The organism is Variovorax paradoxus, assembly GCF_030811855.1.
Taxonomy (GTDB): Bacteria; Pseudomonadota; Gammaproteobacteria; order Burkholderiales; family Burkholderiaceae_C; genus Variovorax; species Variovorax paradoxus_L.
The window spans coordinates 96,455-119,457 of the sequence record NZ_JAUSRN010000018.1 but is presented as its reverse complement, the minus strand read 5'-3'; the positions used below and the strand labels follow the sequence as shown (position 1 = coordinate 119,457).

Below are 23,003 nucleotides of genomic sequence, written 5' to 3'. Positions count from 1 at the left end.
CGCAGCTGTTTGAGCGAAGCGAGTTCTGCGGACCCCCGCCGGAGTCGAGCACCGCAGGTTTCCCGTAGCGCAGCGAAGGGACGCAGACAGTAGGGGTCGCCTTTCTTTGCTTACTTTCTTTGGCGAAGCAAAGAAAGTGAGTCGCCCGCCGGGGCGAGACCCGGCCTCGGGAAATAAAAAAACCATAAGTTACCAACGAAGAGTTCGTTGATCAAACGCCCCGCGAAACCTACATTGGCGGTATGACCGCTTCCCCAAAGACAGAAGCCCCTGCGCAGCACTTCGAAGTGCGGCCCTTCCCCGCCCCCGTAGGCGCAGAAATCCTGGGCCTGGACATCTCCAAGCCCATTAACAACGAAGATTTCGCCCGCATCCACCGCGCACACCTCGACCACCACGTCCTGGTATTCCGCAACCAACAGATCACCCCCGCCGAGCACATCGACTTCAGCCGCCGTTTTGGCCCGCTCGAAATCCACGTGCTGCACCAGTTTCATTTAAAGAACCACCCCGAGATCCTGATCGTCAGCAACGTCAAGGAAAACGGCGAGCCCATCGGCCTGGGCGATGCGGGTGCCTACTGGCACTCCGACCTCTCCTACAAGCCCCAGCCGAGCCTCGGCTCCCTGCTGCATGCGCAAGAGCTGCCGAGCGAGGGCGGCGACACGCTCTTTGCCGATCAGCATCTCGCGTGGGAAGCGCTCCGCCCGGAACTGCAGCAGCGCATCCTGCCGCTCAAGGCCGAGCACAGCTACCTTGCCAAGTACGAAGAGCTGCGCGCCAAGAACCCGTGGCGGCCGAAGCTCTCGCAGGCGCAGATCGACCAGGTCACGCCTGCGGTGCAGCCGGTCGTGCGTACGCATCCCGAGACGGGCCGAAAAGCGCTTTTCGTCAGCGAGCATTTCACGACGCGCGTCGTCGGGCTGCCGCAGGAAGAGAGCGATGCGCTACTGGCCGAGCTGTTCGCGCACAGCGTAAAGCCCGAGTTCGTGTACCGCCACCGGTGGGCGCCGCACGACCTGGTGTTCTGGGACAACCGCTCGCTGATGCACCTGGCGGCCGGCACGCCCGATCACCTGCGACGCCGCCTGAACCGCACCACCATCGCCGGCGACACGCCGTTCTGAAAAAGGGGCGGCGAGCCGATCTTTTTCAGCTGGCAGCAGGCTTGCCACCGCCCTTGCGCAGCGTGCGCAGCTCAGCGGTGAGGAATTCTTTGGCGTCTCTCACCGCACCGTTCGGCATCTTCACCTGGTAGGGCTTGCCCGTCATCTCGGAGCGCGAGGCGCAGCGGTCGATGAAGTCTTCCGCAGTGACGATCTCGTCCTTGAAGTGGTCGAACTTGGCTTGCATGTGCTTCGCGGCGTCGGCGGCGTTGTGCTCGTCGCCATTGCGCATGAAGGTCATCGTCTTCATGTTCGAGACGCGAAGAATCAGTGTGTCGATGAGCTTCTGCTCAGATGCGGAAGGGGTGGCCTGCGCCAGCGCGGCCACTGCCGCGAGCAAAAGTGCGAACAGGGTGGTGCGAAAAAGTCGGAATGAGGACGGCATGGATAAGCGGGAGTTCGGCCCATGCTAGGTCCAGGCCCCCTGGCATGTCAAACCGGCCGGGCTCGGGTCTAATTGCAGTTTTTGGCACGCGTGACTTCTCCATGAGCCCCCCAACCCCCGATCTTTTGTCGATTGCCAATGCGCTGGCCGACGCGGCCGCCGCGCAATCGATGCATTACTTCCGCACGCCGCTCGACATCGTCACCAAGGCCGACGCGAGCCCCGTGACGCTGGCGGACCGCGCCGCCGAAACGGCCATGCGCGAGATCCTGGGCGAGCGTGCCGCGGCCGATGGCATCTTCGGCGAGGAGCACGGCCTCGAACGCCTCGATGCCGAGCGCGTCTGGGTGCTCGACCCCATCGACGGCACGCGCAGCTTCATCACCGGATCGCCGCTGTGGGGTACGCTGATCGGCGTGCTGCAGGGCCCGCGCGTGGTGCTTGGCATGGTCGACATGCCGGTGCTGAAAGAGCGCTGGATCGGCCAGCTCGGCAAGGGCGCGACGCGCGACGGACAGCCGGTGCGCGCGAGCGGCTGCATCGAGGTGGCCAAGGCGCGCATCGTCACCACCTCGCCCGACATCTTTGCGCCGGCCGACTGGCAGGCCTTCGATCGGCTCAGCCGTCAATGCGCCATGCGGCGCTTTGGTGGCGATTGCTACGGCTATGCCCAGCTGGCCGGCGGCACCATCGACCTCGTGGTTGAAACCGGCCTGCAGCCCTACGACTACCTCGGGCCCGCGGGCCTGATCGAGGCCGCGGGCGGTGTCATCACCGACTGGCAGGGCCAGCCGCTGGGCTTGGAGTCCGATGGCCGGGTCATTGCCGCGGCCACGCCCGAACTCCACAGGCAGACGATGGCCATCCTCGCCGCGCGGGCTTGAACCGGCCTAGACTGTTTCCATGATCCGCTGGCTGATCGTCGTCGTCCTTGCCCTGGTGCTCATGAGCGGCCTCACCGCCTGGCTGCGCCGGTTCGGCTTCGGGCGCCTGCCCGGCGATTTCGAATTTCGCGCTTTCGGCCGCCACTGGCAGCTGCCGATCTCCAGCACTCTGGTGCTCAGCATGATTGCCGCGCTGGTCGCGCGCTTCATTTAGAGCAGACCGATGAACCCCACATCCGAAAAGAGAAGAACCACGCGATGAGAGCCTGCGTCGACATCGGCGGCACCAAGGTGGCCGTGAGCCTTTCCCCCTCGAGCGATGCGCCGCTGGTCGGCCGCCGCAGCGAGCCGACTGCCAAGACCGGCGACAACGATGCCGTGGCCGTGCAGATCATTCGGATGATCGAGGAAGCCTGCGCCGAGCAAGGCGTCGATGTCGCAAGCATCGATCGCGTGGGCGTGTCGTCAGCGGGCCCTTTCGAACTGAGGGACGGCATGGTGGAACTGGCTACGCCCAACATCTGCGGCGGCATTGCCGGTCCGGCGCGCGGTTTGCCCAACAACTGGATGACCGCGCTTATCGAAGCACCGCTGGTCCAGCGCTTCGGCAGCGTGCGGGTCGAGAACGATGCCGTGGCTGCGCTCGAGGCAGAGCGCCATTGGGGCGCGCTGCAAGGCCTGGATCACTGCGCCTACGTCACCTGGAGCACCGGCGTGGGCGTGGGCCTGTGTGTCGATGGCCGCGCCCTGCGCGGCAAGAACGGCAACGCCGGACATGCGGGCCACAGCTTCGTGGCTGACGATGCGAGCGGCGCGCTCTGCGGATGCGGCAACCTTGGCGACGTGGAGGCATTGGTAGCCGGCAACTCCATCGCGCGCCGCCTGGGGCAGCCTGCGCCCGAGTTGTTTGCGGCCGCCTCGGGCGGAGAAGCCCACGCCGTCGAGATCGTCGATGCCCTGTGCCGTGTCATGGGCCGGATGATCTACAACCTGGTGGCCACGCTCGATCTCCAGCGCATCAGCCTGGGCGGCAGCGTGTTCTGGCACCACCGGGAATTTCTGCTGCCGCGGCTGCAGGCGCAGGTCGACGGCAAGCTGCTCCCGCTCACGCGCGGCGTGATGCTGGTGCCCGCCGGGCTCGGCGAAAAGGTCGGCGACTACGCGGCCCTGGCGCTGCTCGACTGAAGCCGGCTTGCTTCGGACGGCCAGGGGGGCGATGCAGTCCCTGCGCCGGCCCCACGGCTCAGCGTCTCGATGATCTGGCCCAGGCGGCGCAAACCGGTGTCGACGGCTTCACCGTAAGGCCAGCCGCAATTGATGCGCAGGTAGTGGTCGAAGCGCGACGAGTTGGAGAACAGCGTGCCGGGCGCCACCACGATGCGCTCGACCAGCGCCGCATCGAAGACCCTCGAAGATGAAAGCCGCTCGGGCAGCTCGACCCACAGCTGGAGCCCACCGGGCGGCAGGTTGATGCGCGTGCCCGCGGGAAAGTAGCTGGCAATCGCGTCGGCTGTCTGCTCGCGCTGCGTCTTGAGGCAGCCGCGCAGATGGCGCAGATGGCGGTCGTAGGCGCCGGTGCCCATGAAAAGGCCCGCCGCGCCTTGCGAGAGCCCTTCGTTGTTGCGCGTCTGCGCAAACTTGAGCATCTCCACCCGTGCCTGCCAGCGTCCGGCCGTGATCCAGCCCAGCCGCAGGCCGGGCGCAAGAATCTTGTGCAGCGATGCGCAATGAATCACGTTGCCGCTGGTGTCCCACGACTTGAGCGCTCGCGGCGGCGTCGGGGCGTCGACCAGTTCGCTGTAGGTATCGTCCTCGATCAGCGGAATGGCATGCCGCTCGCACAGTTGCGCGAGCCGCGCCTTGTGAGCGTCGGGCATCACGCTGCCCAGCGGGTTCTGCAAATGCGGTACCACCACCACGGCCTTGATGTTGTCGTAGGTGCTGATTGCCAGCTCCAGCGCCTCGATCGAAAGGCCGGTCTGCGGGCTGGTCGGGATCTCCAGCGCACGCATGCCAAGGCTCTCGAGCACCTGCAGCAGGCCGTAGAAGGTGGGCGACTCCACCGCCACCGTGTCGCCCGGCTGAGCCACGGCGCGCAGCGCGAGGTTGAGCGCCTCGATGCAGCCGTTGGTGACCAGGATATCGTCTGGCGAGATCGCCATGCCCACGCGCAGGCTGCGCTGCGCGAGCACCTCGCGGAACTGGCGATGGCCTTTCAGCGGCGACGCGACCGCCAGCATCTCGGGCTGCTGGCGCAGCATGCGCGTCATCGCATTGCGCAGCGCCTCGGCCGGGTACAGCTCGGGCGCGCCACGCGCGATCGAGAGGTTGAGCTTCTCGGGAATCTGTCGGCGGCGCGCCACGAAGTCCGACACCTTCGCATGGATGCCCACGTACTGCGCCGGATCGGGCGGCACGCCGGCGGCCGGCTCCTCCATCGGCGCAATGGCCAGGCGCCGCGGCCGGCGCACGAAATACCCCGACCGGTCGCGTGCCTCGACCCATCCATCGCTCTCCATCGTGCGGCACAGTTGCAGCGCGGTCGAAAGGCTGATGTCGTGCAGGCGCATCAGACTGCGCAGCGACGGCAGCTTGTCGCCCTGCTTGAGCGAGCCGGTGTGAATCGCGTCCACGTAGTGCGCTGCGAGCTGGCGGTAGAGCGGTAGCGAATCCATGGCGTCGATGCTCCCCCTATCGCGCATCCGAAAACAGATGCAGTTGCAAAGGAAAACGACCATAACAGATGTGCTCGGCCGCCCGCTGTTCCGGTGCGAATCGCCTTGGCGTGTGCCTGTTTTTTGAGCGGCCGAATTCCTACGATGGCCGCATCCACTCCGAAAGCCGCGCCATGCAACCCATCACGCTCGATCCACTGCCCGACACCGTCACCTTGCAGGCCGGGCAGTCCCTGCGCACCGCGCTCGACCCCGCAACCTGGCTCGAAGTGCTGGAGGGCCGGGCACAACTGGTGTCGCCGCCGTCATGGTTCGGCGACACCGTGTTCACCGTGAAGAGCCTGCTGGCCGAAGGCGACGTGCATCGCCTGGAACGAGGCGGCTGGATCGAGCTGTCGGCGCTCACGCCGGTGCGGCTGCGCGTGCATGCACCGCAGCAGGCCCCGGCACCGGCCGCCCGTCCCGCTGAGCCGCGGCCCGTGATGCGGCTGGTGCGGCTCTTGACCGGCACCTGATCGGCTGGCTTCGCCTAGCGCTGGCTCGCGGCGTGCCGCAGCGCTTCGAGAAAGCTGCGCCGCCACCAATGGATGTCTTGCTCGCGGATGCGCGAGAGCAGCTTCTGGTGCCGCTCGCGCCGCTCCTCGAGCGGCATCTGCAGCGCCTGCTGCACGGTTTCGGCCGTGCCGTGGGTGTCGTACGGATTCACCAGCAGCGCTTCCTTCAGCTGCTCGGCCGCACCGGCAAAGCGCGACAGCACCAGCACGCCCGGATCTGCCGGGTCTTGTGCCGCGATGTACTCCTTGGCGACGAGGTTCATGCCGTCGCGCAGCGGCGTCACCAGCCCGACCGCCGCGGCGCGGCAGAGCCCCGGCACGCGCTTGCGCGCCACCATGCGGTGGATGTAGCGCACCGGCATCCAGTCGAGCTCGCCGTAGTCGCCGTTGATGGCGCCGCAGAGCGACTCGAGCTCGCGCCGTATGTCGCCATAGGCATCGACCGTTTCGCGCGTGGGCGACGCAATCTGGATCAGCGTGGCGCTGCGCCGGTTCTCGGGGTAGTTGGCCAGCAACTCGCGAAAGGCCCGCACCCGCTGCGGAATGCCCTTGGAATAGTCGAGCCGGTCGATGCCCAGCAGCAACCGGCGCTGCGAATACTCGCGCTTCATGGTCTCGAACATGTCGCGCGACTCCTTGGCGTGCGTGAGCGCCGCGAACTCGTCGACGTCGATGCCGATCGGGAAGGCGCTGCAACGCACCGTCTGCCCATAGGCGCGGTACATGTCGTCGCCCAAGTATTCGCCATGGGCTTCGTTGCGCACGTAGTGCTCGAAATGCTGCACGTCCTGCTGCGCCTGGAAGCCGATCAGGTCGTAGGAAAACAGCGAGCGCATGAGCCATTCGTGCTGCGGGACGGCCGCGATGATGATCTGCGGCGGCAGCGGAATGTGCAGGAAGAAACCGATGCGCTGCCTGCAGCCCATGGCGCGCAGCTCGGCTGCCAGCGGCATCAGGTGGTAGTCGTGAATCCAGATGATGTCGTCGGGCTTCAAAAGCGGCATCAGCTTGCGCGCGAACAGCTGGTTCACGCGCCGGTAGCCGCCGATGAAGCCGGCCTCGAAATGGGCCAGATCGAGCCGGTTGTGAAACACCGGCCACAGCACGTCGTTGCTGTAGCCCAGGTAGTAGCTGTCGTGATCGTCGCGGCTCAGGTCGATGGTGGCGAGGGAGACCTTGCCCGCCTGCAGCACATGCAGCTCGCCTTCGCCCGTCGGGCCGTCTTCTACGATCTGTCCACTCCAGCCGAACCACAGGCCACCGCTTTGCTGCAGGCTTTCGCCAAGGGCAACGGCCAGGCCGCCCGCGGCCGGCTTGCGCGGGTCCGCCACGCGGTTAGAAACGACGACGAGCCGGCTCATGGGTGCACCCCTGGCGCTGCGCTCATATGCACGAGTCCCATGGTGCCGACAGCCGCACGGCTGCATTGATGATGCCGACCATCGAATAGGTCTGCGGAAAGTTGCCCCACATCTCACCCGTGACCGGATGCGTGTCTTCCGACAGCAGCCCGAGCGGGTTGCGCGCCGCCAGCATGGTCTCGAAGATCTGGCGTGCCTCGGCCTTACGGCCGATCTTGGCGAGTGCGTCGATGCGCCAGAAGGTGCAGATGTTGAAGGCCGTCTCGGGCTTGCCGAAGTCGTCGGCCGCTTCGTAGCGGCGCATGTAGGGCCCGTCGCAGAGCGACTTTTCCATGGCGTCGACGGTGGAGATGAAGCGCGGGTCGCGCGCGTCGATGAGGCCCACCTCCACCATCAGCAGGATGCTGGCGTCGAGTTCATGGCCGCCAAAGCTTTCGGCAAAGGCCTGGCGTTCCTCGCACCATGACTTGTCCAGGATTTCCTCCTTCATGCGCGCCGCGTGGCCGTGCCAGTACGCCGCACGCTCGGGCAGCTCCAACGTGCGCGCGATCTTGGCGAGCCGGTCGCAGGCGGCCCAACTCATCAATGCGGAGCTGGTGTGCACGCGGGCCCGGGTGCGCAGCTCCCACATGCCGGCGTCGGGCGTGCCATACACGCGGATCGCCTGTTCGCCCACGGCCTCCAGGTGCGGAAACTCCGCCACGCCCGCGCGGGCGAGCAGGCGGTGGTCATGAAAGGCCTGCGCTGAGCCGAGCACGATGTTGCCGTAGACGTCGTGCTGAAAATGCTCCTGTGCCTGGTTGCCCACGCGCACCGGACCCATGCCGCGATAACCCGCGAGGCCCTCGACCATCGACTCGGGCAGCTCGCGCTCCAGCCCAATGCCGTAGAGCGGCTGGATGTGCTCGCCGTGCGATCCGATCACCACGTTGCCGAGCCAGCGCAGGTAGTCTTCCATGGTGCCCACCTCGCTCAGCGAGTTGAGCGCGCGCACCACGAAAAAGGCGTCGCGCAGCCAGCAGTAGCGGTAGTCCCAGTTGCGCTGGCTGCCCGGCGCCTCGGGAATGCTCGTGGTCATGGCGGCGACGATGGCGCCGGTGTCTTCATAGAGCGAGAGCTTGAGCGTGATGGCCGCGCGGATCACCGCGTCCTGGTATTCGAACGGAATTGCGAGCCGCTTGCTCCAGGTGCGCCAGTAGGCAATGGTTTCCTGCTCGAAGCTGCGCGCGGTGTCGGCAATGCCGTCGAGCAGCGTCTCGTCCACGCCGAACATGAAGTTGTATTCGCGCGAGATCACGAAAGGCTGGCGCGACAGAATGTGCGAGATCGAGGCGTCGGTGTTGAGCCGCAGCGTCACGTCCGGCCCCACATAGCGGATGTGGTTGCTGCCGCGCGTGACCTCCAGCGGCGCCGTGGCACCCCACTGGAAGCGCGGATCGAGCGCCACGCGGATGCGCGGCGCGCCGGCAATCGGCCGCACGCGGCGCACCATCATGAGCGGCCGGAAGTAGCGCGATCGGCTGTAGAAGCGCGGCGCAAAGTCGGTGATCTCGATGCCCTGGCCGGCGCTGTCGTAAAGCTGCGTGCGCAGCACCGCGGTATTGGGCTCGTACCACTGCTTGCTGGAGGCGAAGTCCTCGATCTCGATGGCCCAGGCGCCGGCCTCTTCACCGGGGTGCAGCAGGGCGTTGAACACCGGGTCGCCGTCAAAGCGCGGCAGGCAGCACCACACGGCGCGTCCGCGCGCGTCGATGAGCGCGCTGTAGGCGCAGTTTCCGATCACGCCCACGTTGAGCGAAGGCTCCGCCGGCGGCCCGAAGCCGCGCGGCACCGCCTGCACTGCGGCACGCGGATTCACGGGCGCCGACTCGGCCGGCCTGGCCGCGCCGGAAACGGAGGCACCCGCGCGATCCTCGGGTGCCTTCGACAGTTGCAACTCACTCATTCAGGGCTCCTCGGGGACTCGTCTTTCTTGTGTTGTGGCGCAGCCAGGCTGTCGCGCGCCTGCACCAGCCATTCGAAGACCGCCCGCGGCGATTCGAGCCGGTGCAGCGCCAGGCTGGGCCCCGAGCCCACCTTGATGCCGATGCCACCGCGCGGCTGCACTACGGCAAAGCCGCTCTCATCGGTAGTGTCGTCGCCTGCGAAGACCGGCGTGCGTCCCGCAAACGGAGCCTCGTTCATGAAAGCCTCGATGGCAATGCCCTTGTTGATGCCTGTGGGCTTGACCTCGAACACGAACTTGCCGTGCATCAGCTCAAGCTGGGGCCGGCCCGCAATGGCGCGCGACATGGCGTCCCGGCACACCGCCTCCAGCTGCGGCGCAAGCCGGTAGTGCAGCGCAATGGCCGCGTGCTTGCGTTCGACCAAGAGGCCTTCATGCACGCGGGCCAGTTCGTTGGCGATGTCGAGAATGGGCGCGAGGTCGGGGGCGCGCTGTTCCTGCATGCGGCCCTGCGGGTCGCGCCGCTGCACGCCGTGTTCGCCGGCGGCCGGCAGCCGCAGCGGAGCGAGAAAACGGTCGATCGCGTCGATCTGGCGGCCCGACACCACAGCCAGGGCGCCGCCGAGCTGGTCGCGCAGGTCTTGCAGCAGGGCCACCAGCGCAGGGGGGACCTCGATGGCTTCCGGAGTCGGCGCAAGCGCGACCAGCGTGCCGTCGAAGTCGAGAAAGAGGGCGGTGTCTCGGCCCAGCGGGGGAGGCGTCTGAGAGGGCATTGGCATCGGTGAAAACCATAACACGGGCCTGGCATTTGCCGTGTCGGCCAAAGCCCCGCGCGCGTTTGGACGGACGGCGGCGGGCGCCGTCGCAATTGAATCGGGCTTCAGCCCAGCGACGCAGCCACCGCCTCGACCCGGGCGCGATGGATCGCCTCGCCGATCTGCGGCCCCGCGGCGCCCGACTGCTGCGCTGCCCGCGCTACCGCATCGGTGGCCACCCCGGAGGCCGCGGCGAGCACCGCAAGCAGCCGCTCGCGCTGCGGGTAGGGCTGGTCCTCGAAGCCCAGCCGGCCGCGTGAGTCGCATTCGCAGGCCAGCAGCGCGTCGGCAAAGCGGGCCGGCTTGCGGAAGGCGTCGCAACGCTCCAGCAGCCGCACCAGCTCCGCCGCCTCGAGCTGGCCGCTGCCATGGATGTTGCCGTGCTCGCGCGCCACCACCTCGGCCAGTTCGCGAACATCCACCGGCACGCGCCAGCGGTCGCACGCCGCCTGCAGCAGTTGGGCGCTGCGCTTCTCGTGGCCGGGGTGGCGCGGCAGCTCCTCGGGGCTGGTCGTGCCCTTGCCGAGGTCGTGCATCAGACAGGCAAAGCGCACCGGCAGCGGCGCGTCGAGCCTGGCGCTGGTGTCGATGACCATCATCAGATGCACGCCGGTGTCGACTTCGGGATGATGCTCGGCGGACTGCGGCACGCCCCAGAGCCGGTCGACCTCGGGCAGCAGCACGGCCAGCGCGCCGCAAGCCCGCAGCACCTCGAACATGCGCGATGGACGGGTTTCCATCAGGCCGCGCGACAGTTCCTGCCACACGCGCTCGGCCACCAGCGCATCGGTTTCGCCGGCTTCGACCATCTCACTCATCAGCGCCATGGTTTCGGGTGCGACCGAGAAGTCGTCGAAGCGCGCAGCAAAACGGGCCACCCGGAGGATGCGCACCGGGTCTTCGCGAAAGGCGTCGGTGACATGGCGCAGCAGCCGCTGCTCCAGGTCGCGCCGGCCATGGAAGGGATCGGCCAGCTTGCGGGGGTCGGGTTCGAAACTGCCGTCGGCCTGCACGAACTTCGCAGGCATTGCAATCGCATTGACCGTCAGGTCGCGCCGCGCCAGGTCCTGTTCCAGGGTGACGTCGGGCGAGGCATGCACGGTGAAGCCCCGGTAGCCCGGAGCGCTCTTGCGCTCGGTGCGGGCGAGGGCGTACTCCTCGCGCGTGCGCGGGTGCAAAAACACCGGAAAGTCGCGCCCCACGGGCAGGTAGCCGCGCGAGACCATTTCTTCGGGCGTCGCACCCACCACCAGCCAGTCGTGGTCCGACACCGGCCGCCCGAGCAGCCGGTCGCGCAGCGCACCGCCGACGAGATAGGTTTTCATGCGTCCAGTGTAGGGATACGACGGCTTCCCTGGAGCCGACGCGACTCAGCGCCCGGTGCGGTAGGGCTCCTCGAACTGCAGGAAGTCCTTCTCGGCCAGCGCATCATCGATCCATGCCTTGATGCCGGGCAAAGCTTGTACCCGCTCGATGTAGGCAGAGACGACCGGTGTCACTGGCAATCCGTAGGTCTTGATGCGCGTGCCCACCGGCGCAAAGTAGGCGTCGGCAATGCTGAATTCGCCGAACAGCATCGGGCCGCCATGCGCGTCGAGCAGCCCGGTCCACATCTGCACGATGCGGTCGATCTCGTCCTGCAGGCCGGGGTTGTCCTTCAGCAGCCGTGCGCCGACGTGGGGCAGCGAAGCCTCGATGTTCATGACGCACAGGTTGCGAAGGTTGCTGAAGCCCGAATGCATCTCGGCGCAGACGCTGCGCGCGCGGGCCCGGTCGGCGACGGCGCGGGGCCAGAGCTGCTTTTCCGGGAAGCTCTCGGCCAGGTATTCGGCAATGGCCAGCGTGTCCCACACCACCAGGTCGCCGTCAACCAGCACCGGCACCTTCGCCACCGGATTGAGTGCGCCGATGGTGTTCTTGAACTGCGACTCGGCTTCGAAGGAGTCGAAGCGCACCATCACCTCTTCGAACGGAATGCCGGCCTGCTTCATGAGCACCCAGGGCCGCATGGACCAGGACGAGTAGTTCTTGTTGCCGATGTAGAGCTTGCGCATCGTGTGATCCCGCGGTTCGGATGAGATGAGAAACCTTCAATGCTAGCGCGGCCGTACGCCCGGATTGATGCCGAAGCTAGCGCGAATTGATGCGGCTCAGCGCGGCGGCTTCTCGTCAGGCGAAGCGATCACGCGGGGCGACTCGCCGGAACCGCCGTCGCCACCGCGCCGCGGCCCGACCATGCGTTCGACCAGGTCCACCAGGCGCGGCACCAGCGCAAGCACGGCCAGTGCCAGCAGCGCGCTCAAGACCGCGGTCACTTCGCGGCCGAGCCCGCAGGCCATGCCGATGGCGGCCGTCATCCACAGCCCCGCGGCGGTGGTGAGGCCCTGCACCTGGTGTTCGTCCCGGCCCTGCTTGAGGATGGTGCCGGCGCAGAGAAAACCCACGCCGGCCACCAGGCCCTGGATCACCCGGCTCATGTCGGCCGGCACGATACCGGTCTGCTGTGGAATCAGCACGAACATCGCCGAGCCAATGGCGACCAGCATGTGAGTGCGGACGCCCGCCGCCTTGCCCTGCTGCTCGCGCTCGAAGCCCAGCATGAAGCCGAGCACCGCCGCAAGCATCAGGCGCACGACGATGCGCGTGAACTGGGCGACGTCGCCCACGTCCGAGAACTCGGCCGCGATGGTGTCGAGTACCTCGGCGGTCCAGCTCATCTCAGGGGAGGTCCTTGTTGGGCTCCGGCTCCGAGGCGTCGCGCGGTCCGACCCGGCCGAGGCGTTCCTTCAGCGATTGAGGGCGTCCGCTGATCAGCGCCGCGTAGTTGGTGGTGTTGGCGAGCACCTTCTTCACGTAGTCGCGCGTTTCGTTGAAGGGCACGTTCTCGGCCCAGATCGCGGCGTCCATGACCGGGCCGTTGCGCCAGCTGCGCGGCCGGCCGGGGCCGGCGTTGTAGGCCGCGGCGGCCAGTGCCATGGAGCCGTCGAAATCGTCGAGCGCGAGCTTCAGGTAGTTGGTGCCGATGGTGATGTTGGTCTCGCGGTCGTTGATCTGCCCTGGCGTGAAGTCGTTCATGCCGATCTTGCGCGCGGTCCAGCGTGCGGTGGCCGGCATGACCTGCATCAGGCCCGAGGCGCCCACGCCGGAGCGCGCGTCCATGATGAAGCGGCTTTCCTGGCGGATCAGCCCGTACACGTAGGCGGGGTCGAGCCCGATGTCCTGGCTCTTGCGCAGCACCGTGTCGTGGAACGGCATCGGAAAGCGCTGCTCCATGTCGATCGTGCCCTTGGTGCGTTCGCTGGTGTTGATGCAGCGGTCCCACACCTCGCGCTGGCAGGCGAAGTCGGCCGCGGCCAGCAGCGCACGGTCGTCCATGCCGCCCTTGTCGTGCAGGTTGGTGGCGTAGTTCCATTCGCGCGTGCCCTCCGGGCGCAGCCCGATGGCGATGGCATAGAGCGCACGGTTGAGCGCGATGTTGCTGCGCGCTGCGTTCTTCTCTTCGGGTGTGAGCGGTGCCGGCCGCGTGGGCACGACGATGCGTTGGCCGAGCTCTTCGAGCGCCAGCATTTCATAGAAGCCGCGGGTTCCGGCAATGGACTGGTAGAGCTCGCGCGCCTGGGCGCGGCGGTCATCGCCGCCCGCGGCGCTGAGTGCGCGCGCCTTCCAGTAGATCCAGGTCGGCTCTTGCTGGGCGGAGTCGCTCATGGCGTTGATGGCGGGCGCCACTTCTTTCCACTGGCCGGCGCGCAGCGCGGCGCGCACGCGCCACGCGAGCATGTCGTCGGACAGGTCGCCGTTCTTGGAGACGTTGGCAAAGTAGCTGCCGGCCAGCGGCGAAAGCTTGCTCGCAGCCTGGCGGCCGATGGTGCCCCAGAGCCAGTTGCGTTCTTCGGCCGACAGCATGGGACCCCACTTGCTGTCGAGTTGCGATGCGGCCTGGTCGGGGTCGGCCACGGCCACCTTGATGAGTGCCAGCACCACCAGCTCCTTGCGCGACTTGGCCGCCACGAAGGCGCGGCCGGTCAGGAACTTGGCCGCGCTGGCGTTGAGCTCTTCGAACAGCGGCAGCGCATCGGGCGCGGCCAGGGTCACGGCCCCGCGCGCGGCCTGCGGGCGATTGGCCTCCATGGCCAGCCGCGCCTTCTTCCAGGCATCGTTGGTCGACATCAGGCGGGCGGCGATCATGCGGTCAGCGGCGGTGAGACAGCCGTCGTCCGCCTCTTTCTGGCTGAACCAGCTGCGTTGCACTTCGTCGGCCTGGGCCTGTGTGGCGCTGCCGGTGCGTAGAGCTTCGACCAAGACGGCGTAGCAGCGCACCTGCGGGTCGTCGCCCATGCGGAAGCCCGCCACTGCGGATGCAAAGCCATCCCAGTCGCGGCGCTGGCCCAGCAGCAGCAGCCAGTCGTTGCGCAGGCGGTCTTCCTGGTAGGTGCCGGGATAGCGCGCGAAGAAGTCCTGCACTTCGCTGGCCGACGCTTCCTGCAGCCGGGCCTTGAGCTCCCAGTAGGCGGCCCAGGGTTCGAGCGCATGGCCGCGCGCTTGCGGCAACAGCGCCGCCAGGCGGCCTTTGTCACCGCGCTGGAAGGCCTGCTTCATCTGGATGAGCACGTCGTCGTTGGTGTTTGTCTGCGCACTCGCCGGCTGCTGCGAGAGCAAAGCGGCTGCGTACAAGACGGCGGAAAAAAGGAGTGCGGGCGCCGCGCGGAGCGGGCGATGGCACATGGGTGCCAAAATGCTTGGGAACTGCATCGGGGGATTATGGACAAGTCAAAGGATGCCGACACCTCGGCGACCACGGGTTTTCTCAAGGATCAGGTGCGAAAAGCGCTGATCGAGCAGCGCCTGGCCATGCCCGACCGGCTCGCCAGGGCCGACCTGCTGCAGCGGGTGATGCGGATCTGGCTGGTCGGCCGGCCCGAGACCGTGATTGGCGCCTACTGGCCGATCAAGGGCGAGTTCGATCCGCTTCCCGCGCTGCATCGCTGGAAAGAAGACGGCGAGCTCATCGACGAGCCGCAGCGCCGCCGCATCGGGCTGCCGGTGATGAACAAGGTGCACAAGACGCTGACCTTCCATGCCTGGTACCCCGGGTGCCAGATGGAAGAAGACGCCTATGGCATTCCCAAACCCAAGGACACCGAGCTGATCGTGCCCACGCTGCTGTTCGTGCCCTGCGTGGGCTACAGCGCGGGCGGCTACCGGCTGGGCTACGGCGGCGGCTTCTACGACCGCACGCTGGCGGCGCTGGAGCCGCGCCCCTACACCGTGGGACTGGGATTCACCAACGGCTTTCTGGAAGACTTTGAGCCCGGGCCGCACGACCTGCCGCTCGATGCGATCCTGAACGACAACGGAGTCGTCTGGCCGACTTCTTGAACCCTCCGGCTTTTCACTTCGTGTAACTCCACCCCCCGAGGGGAGGCGTGGCCCGCCTTGGGGCGGCCCGGCGGCCACCTCTCGCTGATGCTTCGTTCAGTCGATGTTGTCGACCGTGTCCGGATCAGGCACTTCGCCGATGGTCTCGCGCGTGGTGACGGCCTGGGCCTGCAGCCAGTCCCAGAACGCCCGGATTTCAGGCCGCAGCGCATTGCGCGGCCCAGCGATGAGCCAGTAGCCCATCGGCGAATCCATGCGGTGCTGCGGCAGCACCTCGACCAGGTCGCCATTGGCCAGGCTTTCGGCGATGAGCGAACTGCGCGCCAGCGTCACGCCCTGGCCGGTGAGCGCGGCCTGGACCATTTGGTAGGCGTAGTTGAAATAGAGCCAGCGCTTGGGCTGCGCCCGCTCCAGGCCATTCACTTCGAACCAGCGCCGCCAGGTCAGCCATTCGAGGTGCGTGCGGTGCGCGTCGCCGGCCTCGATCAGCGTGAAGCGGGCGATGTCGGCAGGGGTCTTGATGGGCGGGCTGCTCTTCAATAGCCAGGGGCTCGCCACCGGCGTGAGCGTTTCGCCGAACAGGCGCACCGCGGTGGGCGGCATGGCTTCGCGCGTTCCGTAGCGCAGGGCAATGTCGACGTCGGCCACGTCCAGGTCGACCGCCACGTCGCTGGCATCAATGCGGATGTCGATCTCGGGGTTGTCGCGCTGAAAGGCCTCGAGCCTCGGGATGAGCCACATCGATGCAAAAGACGCAAAGGTGGTGAGCGACACGCTCTTTCGCCCGGCGCTCTGGCGAATCTGACGCACGGCCGTATCGATGCGCGGCAGCGACTGCTGCACCGCCAGCAGCAATTGCGCCCCGGCGCTCGTGAGCTCCACCGCGCGCGTGTGCCGCAGGAACAGCGACACGCCCACTTCTTCCTCGAGCGACTGGATCTGGCGGCTCACGGCCGACTGGGTGAGCGCCATTTCTTCAGCGGCGGCCCGGAAGTTCAGGTGCCGTGCCACGGCCTCGAAGGCACGCAGGTGGCCGGCCGAAATGGGCCGCGAGCGCAGGTGGGTCTGGGAATGCTGCATGGATGAAGGCGTGGGCGGCCTCGGTTTCGATTGATGCGGATTCGGAATCAGTAGGCTACCTCGTTTTCATTGGACTGCCAACGGCACAAAAACGATCATTCATTCCCGAACTGCGCTATTGCCTCCGTCTGTGCAATCTCAATTCGGCAACGCCAAGGAGTTTCATATGTCTACCGCTGTCTGCACCAACGAATCGCTCGCCACCCTCGCGCCCGCCGCCCGTACCGCTACCGCCGTTCCGCCGGCCGTGCGCCGCGGCGCCTGGCAGATTGCGCCCGGCGAGGCGATGAGCCTGAAGGCGCGGTCGGCCAGCGTGCTGAAGGTCAAGCAGGGCCGAGTCTGGATCACGCCGGACGCCACTTCGGCCGCCCCCAGTGAAGACCTGGTGCTGGCACCGGGCGAGTCGATGACCGTGGCCGCCGGCCAGCGCATCGTCATGGAAGCGTGGGACGGCTACGGCGCCACCTACTCGTGGGATCCGGCCTGAGCGCCTGGTTTCCCACAGACGGAAAGGCGGCTTCGGCCGCCTTTTTTGTTTTTCAGGCGTTGATGTCGAAACTGGGCTGCAGCGCCAGGAAATGCTTGAGTGCGGCTTCCCCTTCCAGCGCATGGACGCCGGCCATGAGATGGGGACCCTCGCTTTCGGCCAGGCCCATGCCAAAGCCCGAGTAGCGGCGGGCTGCCAAGGGCCCGCGATAGACCACCCTGACGCACGTGTGCCTGGGATCTTGCGCGATGCGTTCCATCAAGGATTCCACGGCGCCCTGCGGTCCTTCCAGGTGCTGGCAGAAGCGCATGCCGTCGAAAACGAGCAGGCCGGTGATGCTGTGCTGGGCATTGCGGGCGCGGGCCTGCGTCACGATCGAGCCGACCGTGGCTGGCGGCAGGTCCTGCGTGAGCATGCTGCAATAAAAGACTTCGTGGAGAGCTGCTTCTTCTGTCATTGCGAAACGGGGACGGAACACGAGCGAAGTTTATGAAGCTGCCGCCCCCCACGAAATGTAAAAAGACACAGGCGAAAAGCCTATAGTGGCGCGTGAAATTCGAGGACTATTTGCCTACGGCGTCGCCGCCACAGGGCCCGAATCCCTGCGACGACTGTGCCTTGCGCCAGCTCGAAGCCTTCCTCCCGGCCTCGGCGGAAGAACTGAAGACCATCGAGTCGTTTCGCATCGGTTCCCGCCGTGTTCCGGCCGGCGGCGCGATCGTCGAGGAGCATCGGCCGAGCACCCAGCTGTTCACGCTCTATGCAGGATGGGCGTTTCGCTACAAGACGCTGGGCGATGGACGTCGCCAAATACTCAATTTCCTGCTGCCCGGCGATTTCATCGGGTTGCAGGACGAGTTTGCCGACGGCCAGACGCACGGCGTGGAGGCCGTGACCGACACCACGCTCTGCGCGTTTTCGCGCGACAAGCTTTGGGAGCTGTTCCATGCCCAGCCCAGGCTGGGCTACGCCATCACCTGGCTGGCCGCGCGCGAGGAAAAACTGGTCGACGACAACCTGGTGACCGCCGGCCGGCGCAACGCGAGCGAGCGCGTCGCCATGCTGTTGATGCACCTCTATCGCCGGGCCCAGCGCGTGGGCATGGAGCGCGATGGCTGGGTCGAGTTTCCGTTCAACCAGCAGCACCTGGCCGACGCATTGGGGCTCTCGCTGGTGCACACCAACAAGACACTACGCAGGCTACAGAACCTCGGGCTCTACAAGCTCGATGCAGGATGGCTGCGCATTCTGGAGCCGCGCGCGCTTGAAACGCTGGGCGACTACTTCGAGCGTCCCTTGCGGCCGACGCCGCTCATCTAGCGGCGCGGCTTCGAATTCATCGTGCAGCCGCCAGCTGCCGCACATCGTCCTCGTACGCCTGCAGCCGCCGCACTGCCCGCTCCCGTTGGCTGGCGCTGGTGGTGTTGTGCAGAGCCGCCAGGTTGCTGCAGCCTTCCTGCAGCAGGGCCTGCTGTTGATCGCGCCCAGGCCCAGGCGGCGGGGCGGCGAAGCGCATCACCCAGGCATGGATGGCCGCGCGCGCTTCGGCCGCCGACGGCTTGGAGGCGTTGAGACTGCGCAGCATTTCCAGCGTCTGCTGCTGGCGCCTGCGGCGTCCGGCATCGATCACCCGCGGGTCGAAGGTTGATTGCGCTAGCTGCCTGCGCACCAGGTCGCGCTGTTCCGGGGTCAACCGGCCATAGAAGTCTTCCAGACGATCGAGATATTTCTCGTAGCGTTTCTCCTGGACCTCGGCGGCGCTGCGGTCGAGCCATTTCTTGCGGTATTCGGCGTTGACCTTGGCGTACTTGCGCTCCAGCTGCAGCAGCTGGCTCTCGCCCAGGCTCAGGGCCAACTCGGTGCCCGCCGGCTCCGCGCGCTCGGCCACTGCCAGCAGGCGCTCCCGGATCTGGTCCGCCATGCGGCAGGCCTGTGCCGGGGTTACCTCGCCCGGTGCCATTGCTTGCGCTTCCTGAAGCAGGCTGGCCACGCGGGGGAGTTCGTTCTGCCGGTGCCAGGCCTGAAGTTGCGCGAGTTCATCGCGCACTTTGGGCGTCTGCGAACCGTCGAAGTCGAGGTAGGCGTCCAGCCACCAATAGCTCACCTCGGGAAGATTGTTGTAAGCCAGCCTGACCGCACTGCACGCCCCGAGCGCGGCGGCCACCAGCAGCACACCGATAATTCGCGCCAAGTTGGCGCCACTCATTCGGGTAGAAAGAAGCATGAATCAGATTCCGCAGGACAACCAGGGACCCATCGACGTCGTCATCATGGCGGCCGGCAAAGGCACGCGCATGAAGAGCCGGCTGCCCAAAGTGTTGCATCGATTGGCCGGGCGTGCACTGCTTGCGCACGTGACCGACACTGCCGCGCGCATCGGCGCCCGCCACGTGGTCGTGGTCACCGGCCATGGCGCAGCCGAGGTCGAGGCCGCCATGTCCGCCAGCGCCGTGGGCGCCGGCTTGCAGTTTGCGCGGCAGGAGCCGCAGCTTGGCACCGGCCATGCGGTGCAGCAGGCGGTTCCGCTCCTGCCTGACGACGGCACAGTGCTGGTGCTGTCGGGCGACGTACCACTCATCGGCGAGGAAACGCTGCGCGCACTCATCGCCGCCAGCGCGGGCGAGCGGCTCGCGCTCCTGACCATCGAGTTCGCCGATCCTTCCGGCTACGGGCGCATCGTCCGCGCCGAAGGGCAGGGCGCTGGCGAAGTCACGGCCATCGTCGAGCAGAAAGACGCCAACGAGGCACAGCGCCAGATTCGCGAAATCTACAGCGGCGTGATGGCAGTGCCCGCAGGTCGGCTCAAGGGCTGGCTCGCGCGGCTGGACAACCGCAATGCGCAGGGCGAGTACTACCTCACCGACATCGTCAAGCTGGCCGCCGCCGACGGCGTGCCCGTGGTTGCGCATGTGATCGCCGATGCGCTGCAGGTGGCCGGCATCAACAGCCCCGCGCAGCTGGCGTCGCTCGAGCGGGCATGGCAGCTGCGCCAGGCGGATGCGCTGATGTCGCAAGGCGTTCGCCTGGCCGACCCGGCGCGCTTCGACCTGCGCGGCACGCTGGCTTGCGAGGCCGACGTGGAGATCGACGTCAACTGCGTGTTCGAGGGCGCTGTGTACCTGGGTGAAGGTGTGCGAATCGGCGCGAACTGCGTGATTGCCAACGCGCGCATCGAAGCGGGCGCGGTGATCCACCCCTTCACCCATATCGACGGCGAAAAGGCCGGCGTGACGGTGGGCGAACGGTCGCTCGTCGGCCCCTTCGCCCGGCTGCGGCCCGGTGCACAGCTTGGCACCGAGGTGCACATCGGCAACTTCGTCGAAGTCAAGAATTCGACCCTGGCCGACGGCGCCAAGGCCAATCACCTGGCTTACCTGGGCGATGCGAGCGTGGGCCAGCGCGTCAACTACGGCGCGGGCAGCATCACCGCCAATTACGACGGCGCCAACAAGCACCGTACGGTCATCGAGGACGACGTGCACGTGGGCAGCAACTGCGTGCTGGTGGCGCCGGTCACCATCGGCGCGGGCGGCACCATCGGCGGAGGGTCCACGGTCAACAAGTCGACCGCGCCCGGGGCGCTCACCGTGGCGCGCGGCAAGCAGGTGAGCTTTCCGAACTGGAAACGCCCGCAGAAGACGCCGAAGGCCTGATCTCCTGCAGCAAGCAAGCTGCGCGTTCAGGGCGCGAGCGGCACCTTGGGTTCGAACTTCGCGCGCTTGAGGCTGAAGAAAGCCTTCACGTTGCGCACGTTGGCGTCGGCGGTGAAGAGCCGCTGCGCCAGCGCGCCGTAGTCCGGCATGTCGCGGGCGGCCACCACCAGTACGAAATCCGGACCCGGCGAGACGCGCCAGCACTGCTGAACGGCGTCGTCGGCAATCACGCGCGCCTCGAAGGCATCGAGCGCTGCGGCGTCTTGCCGGTCCAACGAAATTTCGATCACTGCCTGCAGCCCGTGCCCCAGCACCGTGGCCAGCCGGTCGGGCGAGAGCAGTGCAATCTGCCGCTCGATGAGCCCTTCTTGCCGAAGGCGCTGAACGCGGCGCAGGCATGTGGGCGGCGATATGCCTACGTCCGCGGCCAGCCGCTGGTTGGTTTGCGAGGCATCGCGCTGTAAGGCGTCCAGCAAGCGGAGATCTATTGCATCAAGAGAAATCGATTCCATATGTATTCAAATTATGGAATAAAAATCCGAGACTGCTGGAGCGTGAAATAAAAGTCCGAAATCGATGGAATTTCGAGCGCATATTTTTCCACACGGTATCTACCATCAGGCCTCCTCTTGATCCCAAAGGCAGCTCACTATGTGCGGCATCGTCGGCGCAGCGTCCCATCGCAACATCGTTCCGGTCCTCGTTCAGGGCCTCCAGCGGCTCGAATACCGCGGCTATGACTCCTGCGGCGTGGCGGTTCATGCCGGCGGCCTGACGCGGGCGCGCACCACCTCGCGCGTGGCGGATCTGGTCACCCAGGTGCGCGAAGACCATGTCGAGGGCCTCACCGGCATCGCCCACACGCGCTGGGCCACGCACGGCGCCCCGGCCGTGCACAACGCCCACCCTCATTTCAGCCACGGCCCCGGCGCCGATGCGCAAGGCACGCGGCCCGGCCGCATTGCACTGGTGCACAACGGCATCATCGAAAACCACGAAGCCCTGCGCGCGGCGCTCGAAGCCAAGGGCTACGTCTTCGAGAGTCAGACCGACACCGAAGTCATTGCTCACCTGGTCGACAGCCTCTACGACGGTGACCTTTTCGAGGCCGTGAAGGCCGCGGTGCTGCAGCTGCACGGCGCCTACGCCATTGCCGTGATCTGCCGCGACGAGCCGCAGCGCGTGGTCGGTGCGCGCGCGGGCTCGCCGCTCATCCTCGGCGCGGGCAAAGAGGGCGGCGAGAACTTTCTCGCGAGCGATGCCATGGCGCTGGCCGGCGTGACCGACCAGATCGTCTATCTCGAAGAAGGCGACGTGGTGGACGTGCAGCCCGGCAAATACTGGATCGTCGACCGCAACCACAAGCCCGTGCAACGCCAGGTGCGCACCGTGCAGGCGCACAGCGGCGCGGCCGAACTCGGCCCGTATCGCCACTACATGCAGAAGGAAATCTTCGAGCAGCCGCGTGCCATCGGCGACACGCTCGAAGGCGTAGCCGGCATCGTGCCGGAGCTGTTCGACGGTATCGGGCAGGACGGCGCCACTGGTGCCAGCGCCTACCGAGTCTTCAAGGACATCGACAAGATCCTCATCCTTGCCTGCGGCACCAGCTACTACAGCGGTTGCACCGCCAAGTACTGGCTCGAAGGCATCGCAAAGATCTCGACCCAGGTCGAGATTGCGAGCGAATACCGCTACCGCGATTCGGTGCCCGACCCGAAGACGCTGGTGGTCACCATCAGCCAGTCGGGCGAAACCGCCGACACGCTGGCCGCGCTCAAGCATGCGCGCTCGCTCGGCATGGAGCAGACGCTGACCATCTGCAACGTGGCCACCAGCGCGATGGTGCGCGAATGCAAGCTGGCCTACATCACGCGTGCCGGCGTGGAAATTGGCGTGGCGTCGACCAAGGCCTTCACCACGCAGCTGGCCGGCCTCTTTCTGCTGACCCTGGCGATCGCGCAGAGCAAAGGCCACCTGAGCGAAGCCGACGAAGCGCGCTATCTGAAGGAAATGCGCCACCTGCCCGTTGCGCTGCAGTCCGTGCTCGCGCTCGAGCCGCAGATCATCGGCTGGGCCGAAGACTTCGCGCGCAAGGACAACGCGCTGTTCCTCGGCCGTGGGCTGCACTATCCAATTGCGCTCGAAGGTGCGCTCAAGCTCAAGGAAGTGACCTACATCCATGCCGAGGCCTACGCCGCCGGCGAGCTCAAGCACGGACCCCTCGCGCTGGTCACGAGCGAGATGCCTGTCGTGGCCGTGGCACCCAACGACATGCTGCTCGAAAAGCTCAAGAGCAACCTGCAGGAAGTGCGCGCGCGCGGCGGCGTGCTCTATGTGCTGGCCGATGGCGACACCAAGATCAAGGGCAGCGAAGGGCTGCACGTGATCCGCATGCCCGAGCATTACGGCGCGCTCTCGCCGATCCTGCACGTGGTGCCGCTGCAACTGCTGGCGTATCACACGGCCTGCGCGCGTGGAACCGATGTCGACAAGCCGCGCAACCTGGCAAAAAGCGTGACCGTGGAGTGAGGGCCTGAGAGCCGGAACGCCGCCGGCGTAGGACACTCCATCGACGCAACGTTGGCCTTCTCCTTCCCGCTTCGCGCTGCGGGAGGCGCC

General features: G+C 66.7%; 23 protein-coding genes. 10 read left to right on the top strand and 13 right to left on the bottom strand.

Features of this window, described 5'->3' with window-relative positions:
- The first annotated feature begins 242 nt into the window (after positions 1 to 242).
- Positions 243 to 1,127, top strand: a complete 885-nt coding sequence (locus J2X92_RS26190; RefSeq protein WP_307580222.1) for a TauD/TfdA dioxygenase family protein — start codon at positions 243 to 245, stop codon at positions 1,125 to 1,127.
- Between the two features lie 25 nt (positions 1,128 to 1,152).
- Here the strand turns inward: J2X92_RS26190 and J2X92_RS26185 are convergent, their stop codons facing one another.
- A complete protein-coding gene (locus J2X92_RS26185) occupies positions 1,153 to 1,551 on the bottom strand; it encodes a DUF5329 family protein (protein WP_307580220.1) in 399 nt (132 codons plus the stop codon).
- Positions 1,552 to 1,652: 101 nt separating this feature from the next.
- Here J2X92_RS26185 and hisN point away from each other — a divergent pair, with 101 nt between their 5' ends.
- Genes hisN through J2X92_RS26170 form a run of 3 tightly spaced genes read left to right on the top strand, consistent with a single transcriptional unit; the run spans position 1,653 to position 3,620 of the window.
- Positions 1,653 to 2,435, top strand: coding sequence for a histidinol-phosphatase (hisN, locus tag J2X92_RS26180; RefSeq protein ID WP_307580218.1), 783 nt, complete (start codon positions 1,653 to 1,655; stop codon positions 2,433 to 2,435).
- A gap of 19 nt (positions 2,436 to 2,454) precedes the next feature.
- On the top strand, positions 2,455 to 2,649 hold the full coding sequence (locus J2X92_RS26175; RefSeq protein WP_307580216.1) for a DUF2905 domain-containing protein: 195 nt from the start codon (positions 2,455 to 2,457) through the stop codon (positions 2,647 to 2,649).
- A gap of 44 nt (positions 2,650 to 2,693) precedes the next feature.
- Complete coding sequence (locus J2X92_RS26170) at positions 2,694 to 3,620, top strand: ROK family protein (protein ID WP_307580214.1); 927 nt, start codon at positions 2,694 to 2,696, stop codon at positions 3,618 to 3,620.
- Here the strand turns inward: J2X92_RS26170 and J2X92_RS26165 are convergent.
- Complete coding sequence (locus tag J2X92_RS26165) at positions 3,593 to 5,110, bottom strand: aminotransferase-like domain-containing protein (RefSeq protein WP_307580212.1); 1,518 nt, start codon at positions 5,108 to 5,110, stop codon at positions 3,593 to 3,595. The two genes, J2X92_RS26170 and J2X92_RS26165, sit on opposite strands and share 28 nt — an antisense overlap.
- A gap of 173 nt (positions 5,111 to 5,283) precedes the next feature.
- Here J2X92_RS26165 and J2X92_RS26160 point away from each other — a divergent pair, with 173 nt between their 5' ends.
- Positions 5,284 to 5,625, top strand: a complete 342-nt coding sequence (locus tag J2X92_RS26160) for a hypothetical protein (protein ID WP_307580211.1) — start codon at positions 5,284 to 5,286, stop codon at positions 5,623 to 5,625.
- 14 nt (positions 5,626 to 5,639) lie between these two features.
- On the opposite strand, the gene otsA is transcribed toward J2X92_RS26160, so the two are convergent.
- From otsA to J2X92_RS26125, 7 genes are all read right to left on the bottom strand, one after another.
- On the bottom strand, positions 5,640 to 7,025 hold the full coding sequence (otsA, locus tag J2X92_RS26155) for an alpha,alpha-trehalose-phosphate synthase (UDP-forming) (RefSeq protein ID WP_307580209.1): 1,386 nt from the start codon (positions 7,023 to 7,025) through the stop codon (positions 5,640 to 5,642).
- 22 nt (positions 7,026 to 7,047) lie between these two features.
- Entirely contained in the window at positions 7,048 to 8,970 is a 1,923-nt protein-coding gene (locus J2X92_RS26150; protein WP_307580207.1) for a glycoside hydrolase family 15 protein, read from the bottom strand.
- Positions 8,967 to 9,743 carry a trehalose-phosphatase gene (otsB, locus tag J2X92_RS26145; RefSeq protein WP_307580234.1) on the bottom strand — a complete coding sequence of 259 codons (777 nt, stop codon included), beginning with the start codon at positions 9,741 to 9,743 and terminating at the stop codon, positions 8,967 to 8,969. The genes J2X92_RS26150 and otsB overlap by 4 nt, the downstream gene beginning before the upstream one ends.
- A 107-nt stretch (positions 9,744 to 9,850) precedes the next feature.
- Positions 9,851 to 11,110 (bottom strand): multifunctional CCA addition/repair protein, encoded by a 1,260-nt coding sequence (locus J2X92_RS26140; protein WP_307580205.1) that lies wholly within the window; start codon positions 11,108 to 11,110, stop codon positions 9,851 to 9,853.
- A gap of 45 nt (positions 11,111 to 11,155) precedes the next feature.
- Positions 11,156 to 11,839, bottom strand: coding sequence for a glutathione S-transferase family protein (locus J2X92_RS26135; RefSeq protein WP_307580203.1), 684 nt, complete (start codon positions 11,837 to 11,839; stop codon positions 11,156 to 11,158).
- A 96-nt stretch (positions 11,840 to 11,935) separates the two neighbouring features.
- A complete protein-coding gene (locus tag J2X92_RS26130; RefSeq protein ID WP_307580201.1) occupies positions 11,936 to 12,502 on the bottom strand; it encodes an MgtC/SapB family protein in 567 nt (188 codons plus the stop codon).
- 1 nt (position 12,503) lies between these two features.
- Positions 12,504 to 14,507: a lytic transglycosylase domain-containing protein gene (locus J2X92_RS26125; RefSeq protein ID WP_370878301.1), complete on the bottom strand. Its 2,004-nt coding sequence runs from the start codon at positions 14,505 to 14,507 to the stop codon at positions 12,504 to 12,506.
- A 36-nt stretch (positions 14,508 to 14,543) separates the two neighbouring features.
- Here J2X92_RS26125 and J2X92_RS26120 point away from each other — a divergent pair, with 36 nt between their 5' ends.
- Positions 14,544 to 15,161: a 5-formyltetrahydrofolate cyclo-ligase gene (locus J2X92_RS26120; RefSeq protein ID WP_307580197.1), complete on the top strand. Its 618-nt coding sequence runs from the start codon at positions 14,544 to 14,546 to the stop codon at positions 15,159 to 15,161.
- Between the two features lie 96 nt (positions 15,162 to 15,257).
- Here J2X92_RS26120 and J2X92_RS26115 read toward each other — a convergent pair whose 3' ends face one another.
- Entirely contained in the window at positions 15,258 to 16,241 is a 984-nt protein-coding gene (locus J2X92_RS26115; RefSeq protein ID WP_307580195.1) for a LysR substrate-binding domain-containing protein, read from the bottom strand.
- Positions 16,242 to 16,407: 166 nt separating this feature from the next.
- On the opposite strand from J2X92_RS26115, the gene J2X92_RS26110 reads away from it, so the two are divergent.
- Positions 16,408 to 16,728, top strand: a complete 321-nt coding sequence (locus J2X92_RS26110; RefSeq protein ID WP_307580193.1) for a DUF2917 domain-containing protein — start codon at positions 16,408 to 16,410, stop codon at positions 16,726 to 16,728.
- A gap of 52 nt (positions 16,729 to 16,780) precedes the next feature.
- Here the strand turns inward: J2X92_RS26110 and J2X92_RS26105 are convergent, their stop codons facing one another.
- The gene (locus J2X92_RS26105; RefSeq protein ID WP_307580191.1) at positions 16,781 to 17,185 is read right to left on the bottom strand and encodes a BLUF domain-containing protein; all 405 of its coding nucleotides are present in this window, start codon (positions 17,183 to 17,185) and stop codon (positions 16,781 to 16,783) included.
- A 92-nt stretch (positions 17,186 to 17,277) separates the two neighbouring features.
- On the opposite strand from J2X92_RS26105, the gene J2X92_RS26100 reads away from it, so the two are divergent.
- A complete protein-coding gene (locus J2X92_RS26100; RefSeq protein ID WP_370878293.1) occupies positions 17,278 to 18,048 on the top strand; it encodes a Crp/Fnr family transcriptional regulator in 771 nt (256 codons plus the stop codon).
- 16 nt (positions 18,049 to 18,064) lie between these two features.
- On the opposite strand, the gene J2X92_RS26095 is transcribed toward J2X92_RS26100, so the two are convergent.
- The gene (locus tag J2X92_RS26095; protein WP_307580189.1) at positions 18,065 to 18,952 is read right to left on the bottom strand and encodes a DUF6279 family lipoprotein; all 888 of its coding nucleotides are present in this window, start codon (positions 18,950 to 18,952) and stop codon (positions 18,065 to 18,067) included.
- On the opposite strand from J2X92_RS26095, the gene glmU reads away from it, so the two are divergent.
- On the top strand, positions 18,951 to 20,381 hold the full coding sequence (gene glmU / locus J2X92_RS26090; RefSeq protein WP_307580187.1) for a bifunctional UDP-N-acetylglucosamine diphosphorylase/glucosamine-1-phosphate N-acetyltransferase GlmU: 1,431 nt from the start codon (positions 18,951 to 18,953) through the stop codon (positions 20,379 to 20,381). The genes J2X92_RS26095 and glmU overlap by 2 nt on opposite strands.
- Before the next feature lie 26 nt (positions 20,382 to 20,407).
- Here the strand turns inward: glmU and J2X92_RS26085 are convergent, their stop codons facing one another.
- Positions 20,408 to 20,893, bottom strand: coding sequence for an Lrp/AsnC family transcriptional regulator (locus J2X92_RS26085; protein ID WP_307580185.1), 486 nt, complete (start codon positions 20,891 to 20,893; stop codon positions 20,408 to 20,410).
- Between the two features lie 139 nt (positions 20,894 to 21,032).
- Here J2X92_RS26085 and glmS point away from each other — a divergent pair, with 139 nt between their 5' ends.
- Entirely contained in the window at positions 21,033 to 22,913 is a 1,881-nt protein-coding gene (gene glmS / locus J2X92_RS26080; RefSeq protein ID WP_307580183.1) for a glutamine--fructose-6-phosphate transaminase (isomerizing), read from the top strand.
- Positions 22,914 to 23,003 lie beyond the last annotated feature (90 nt).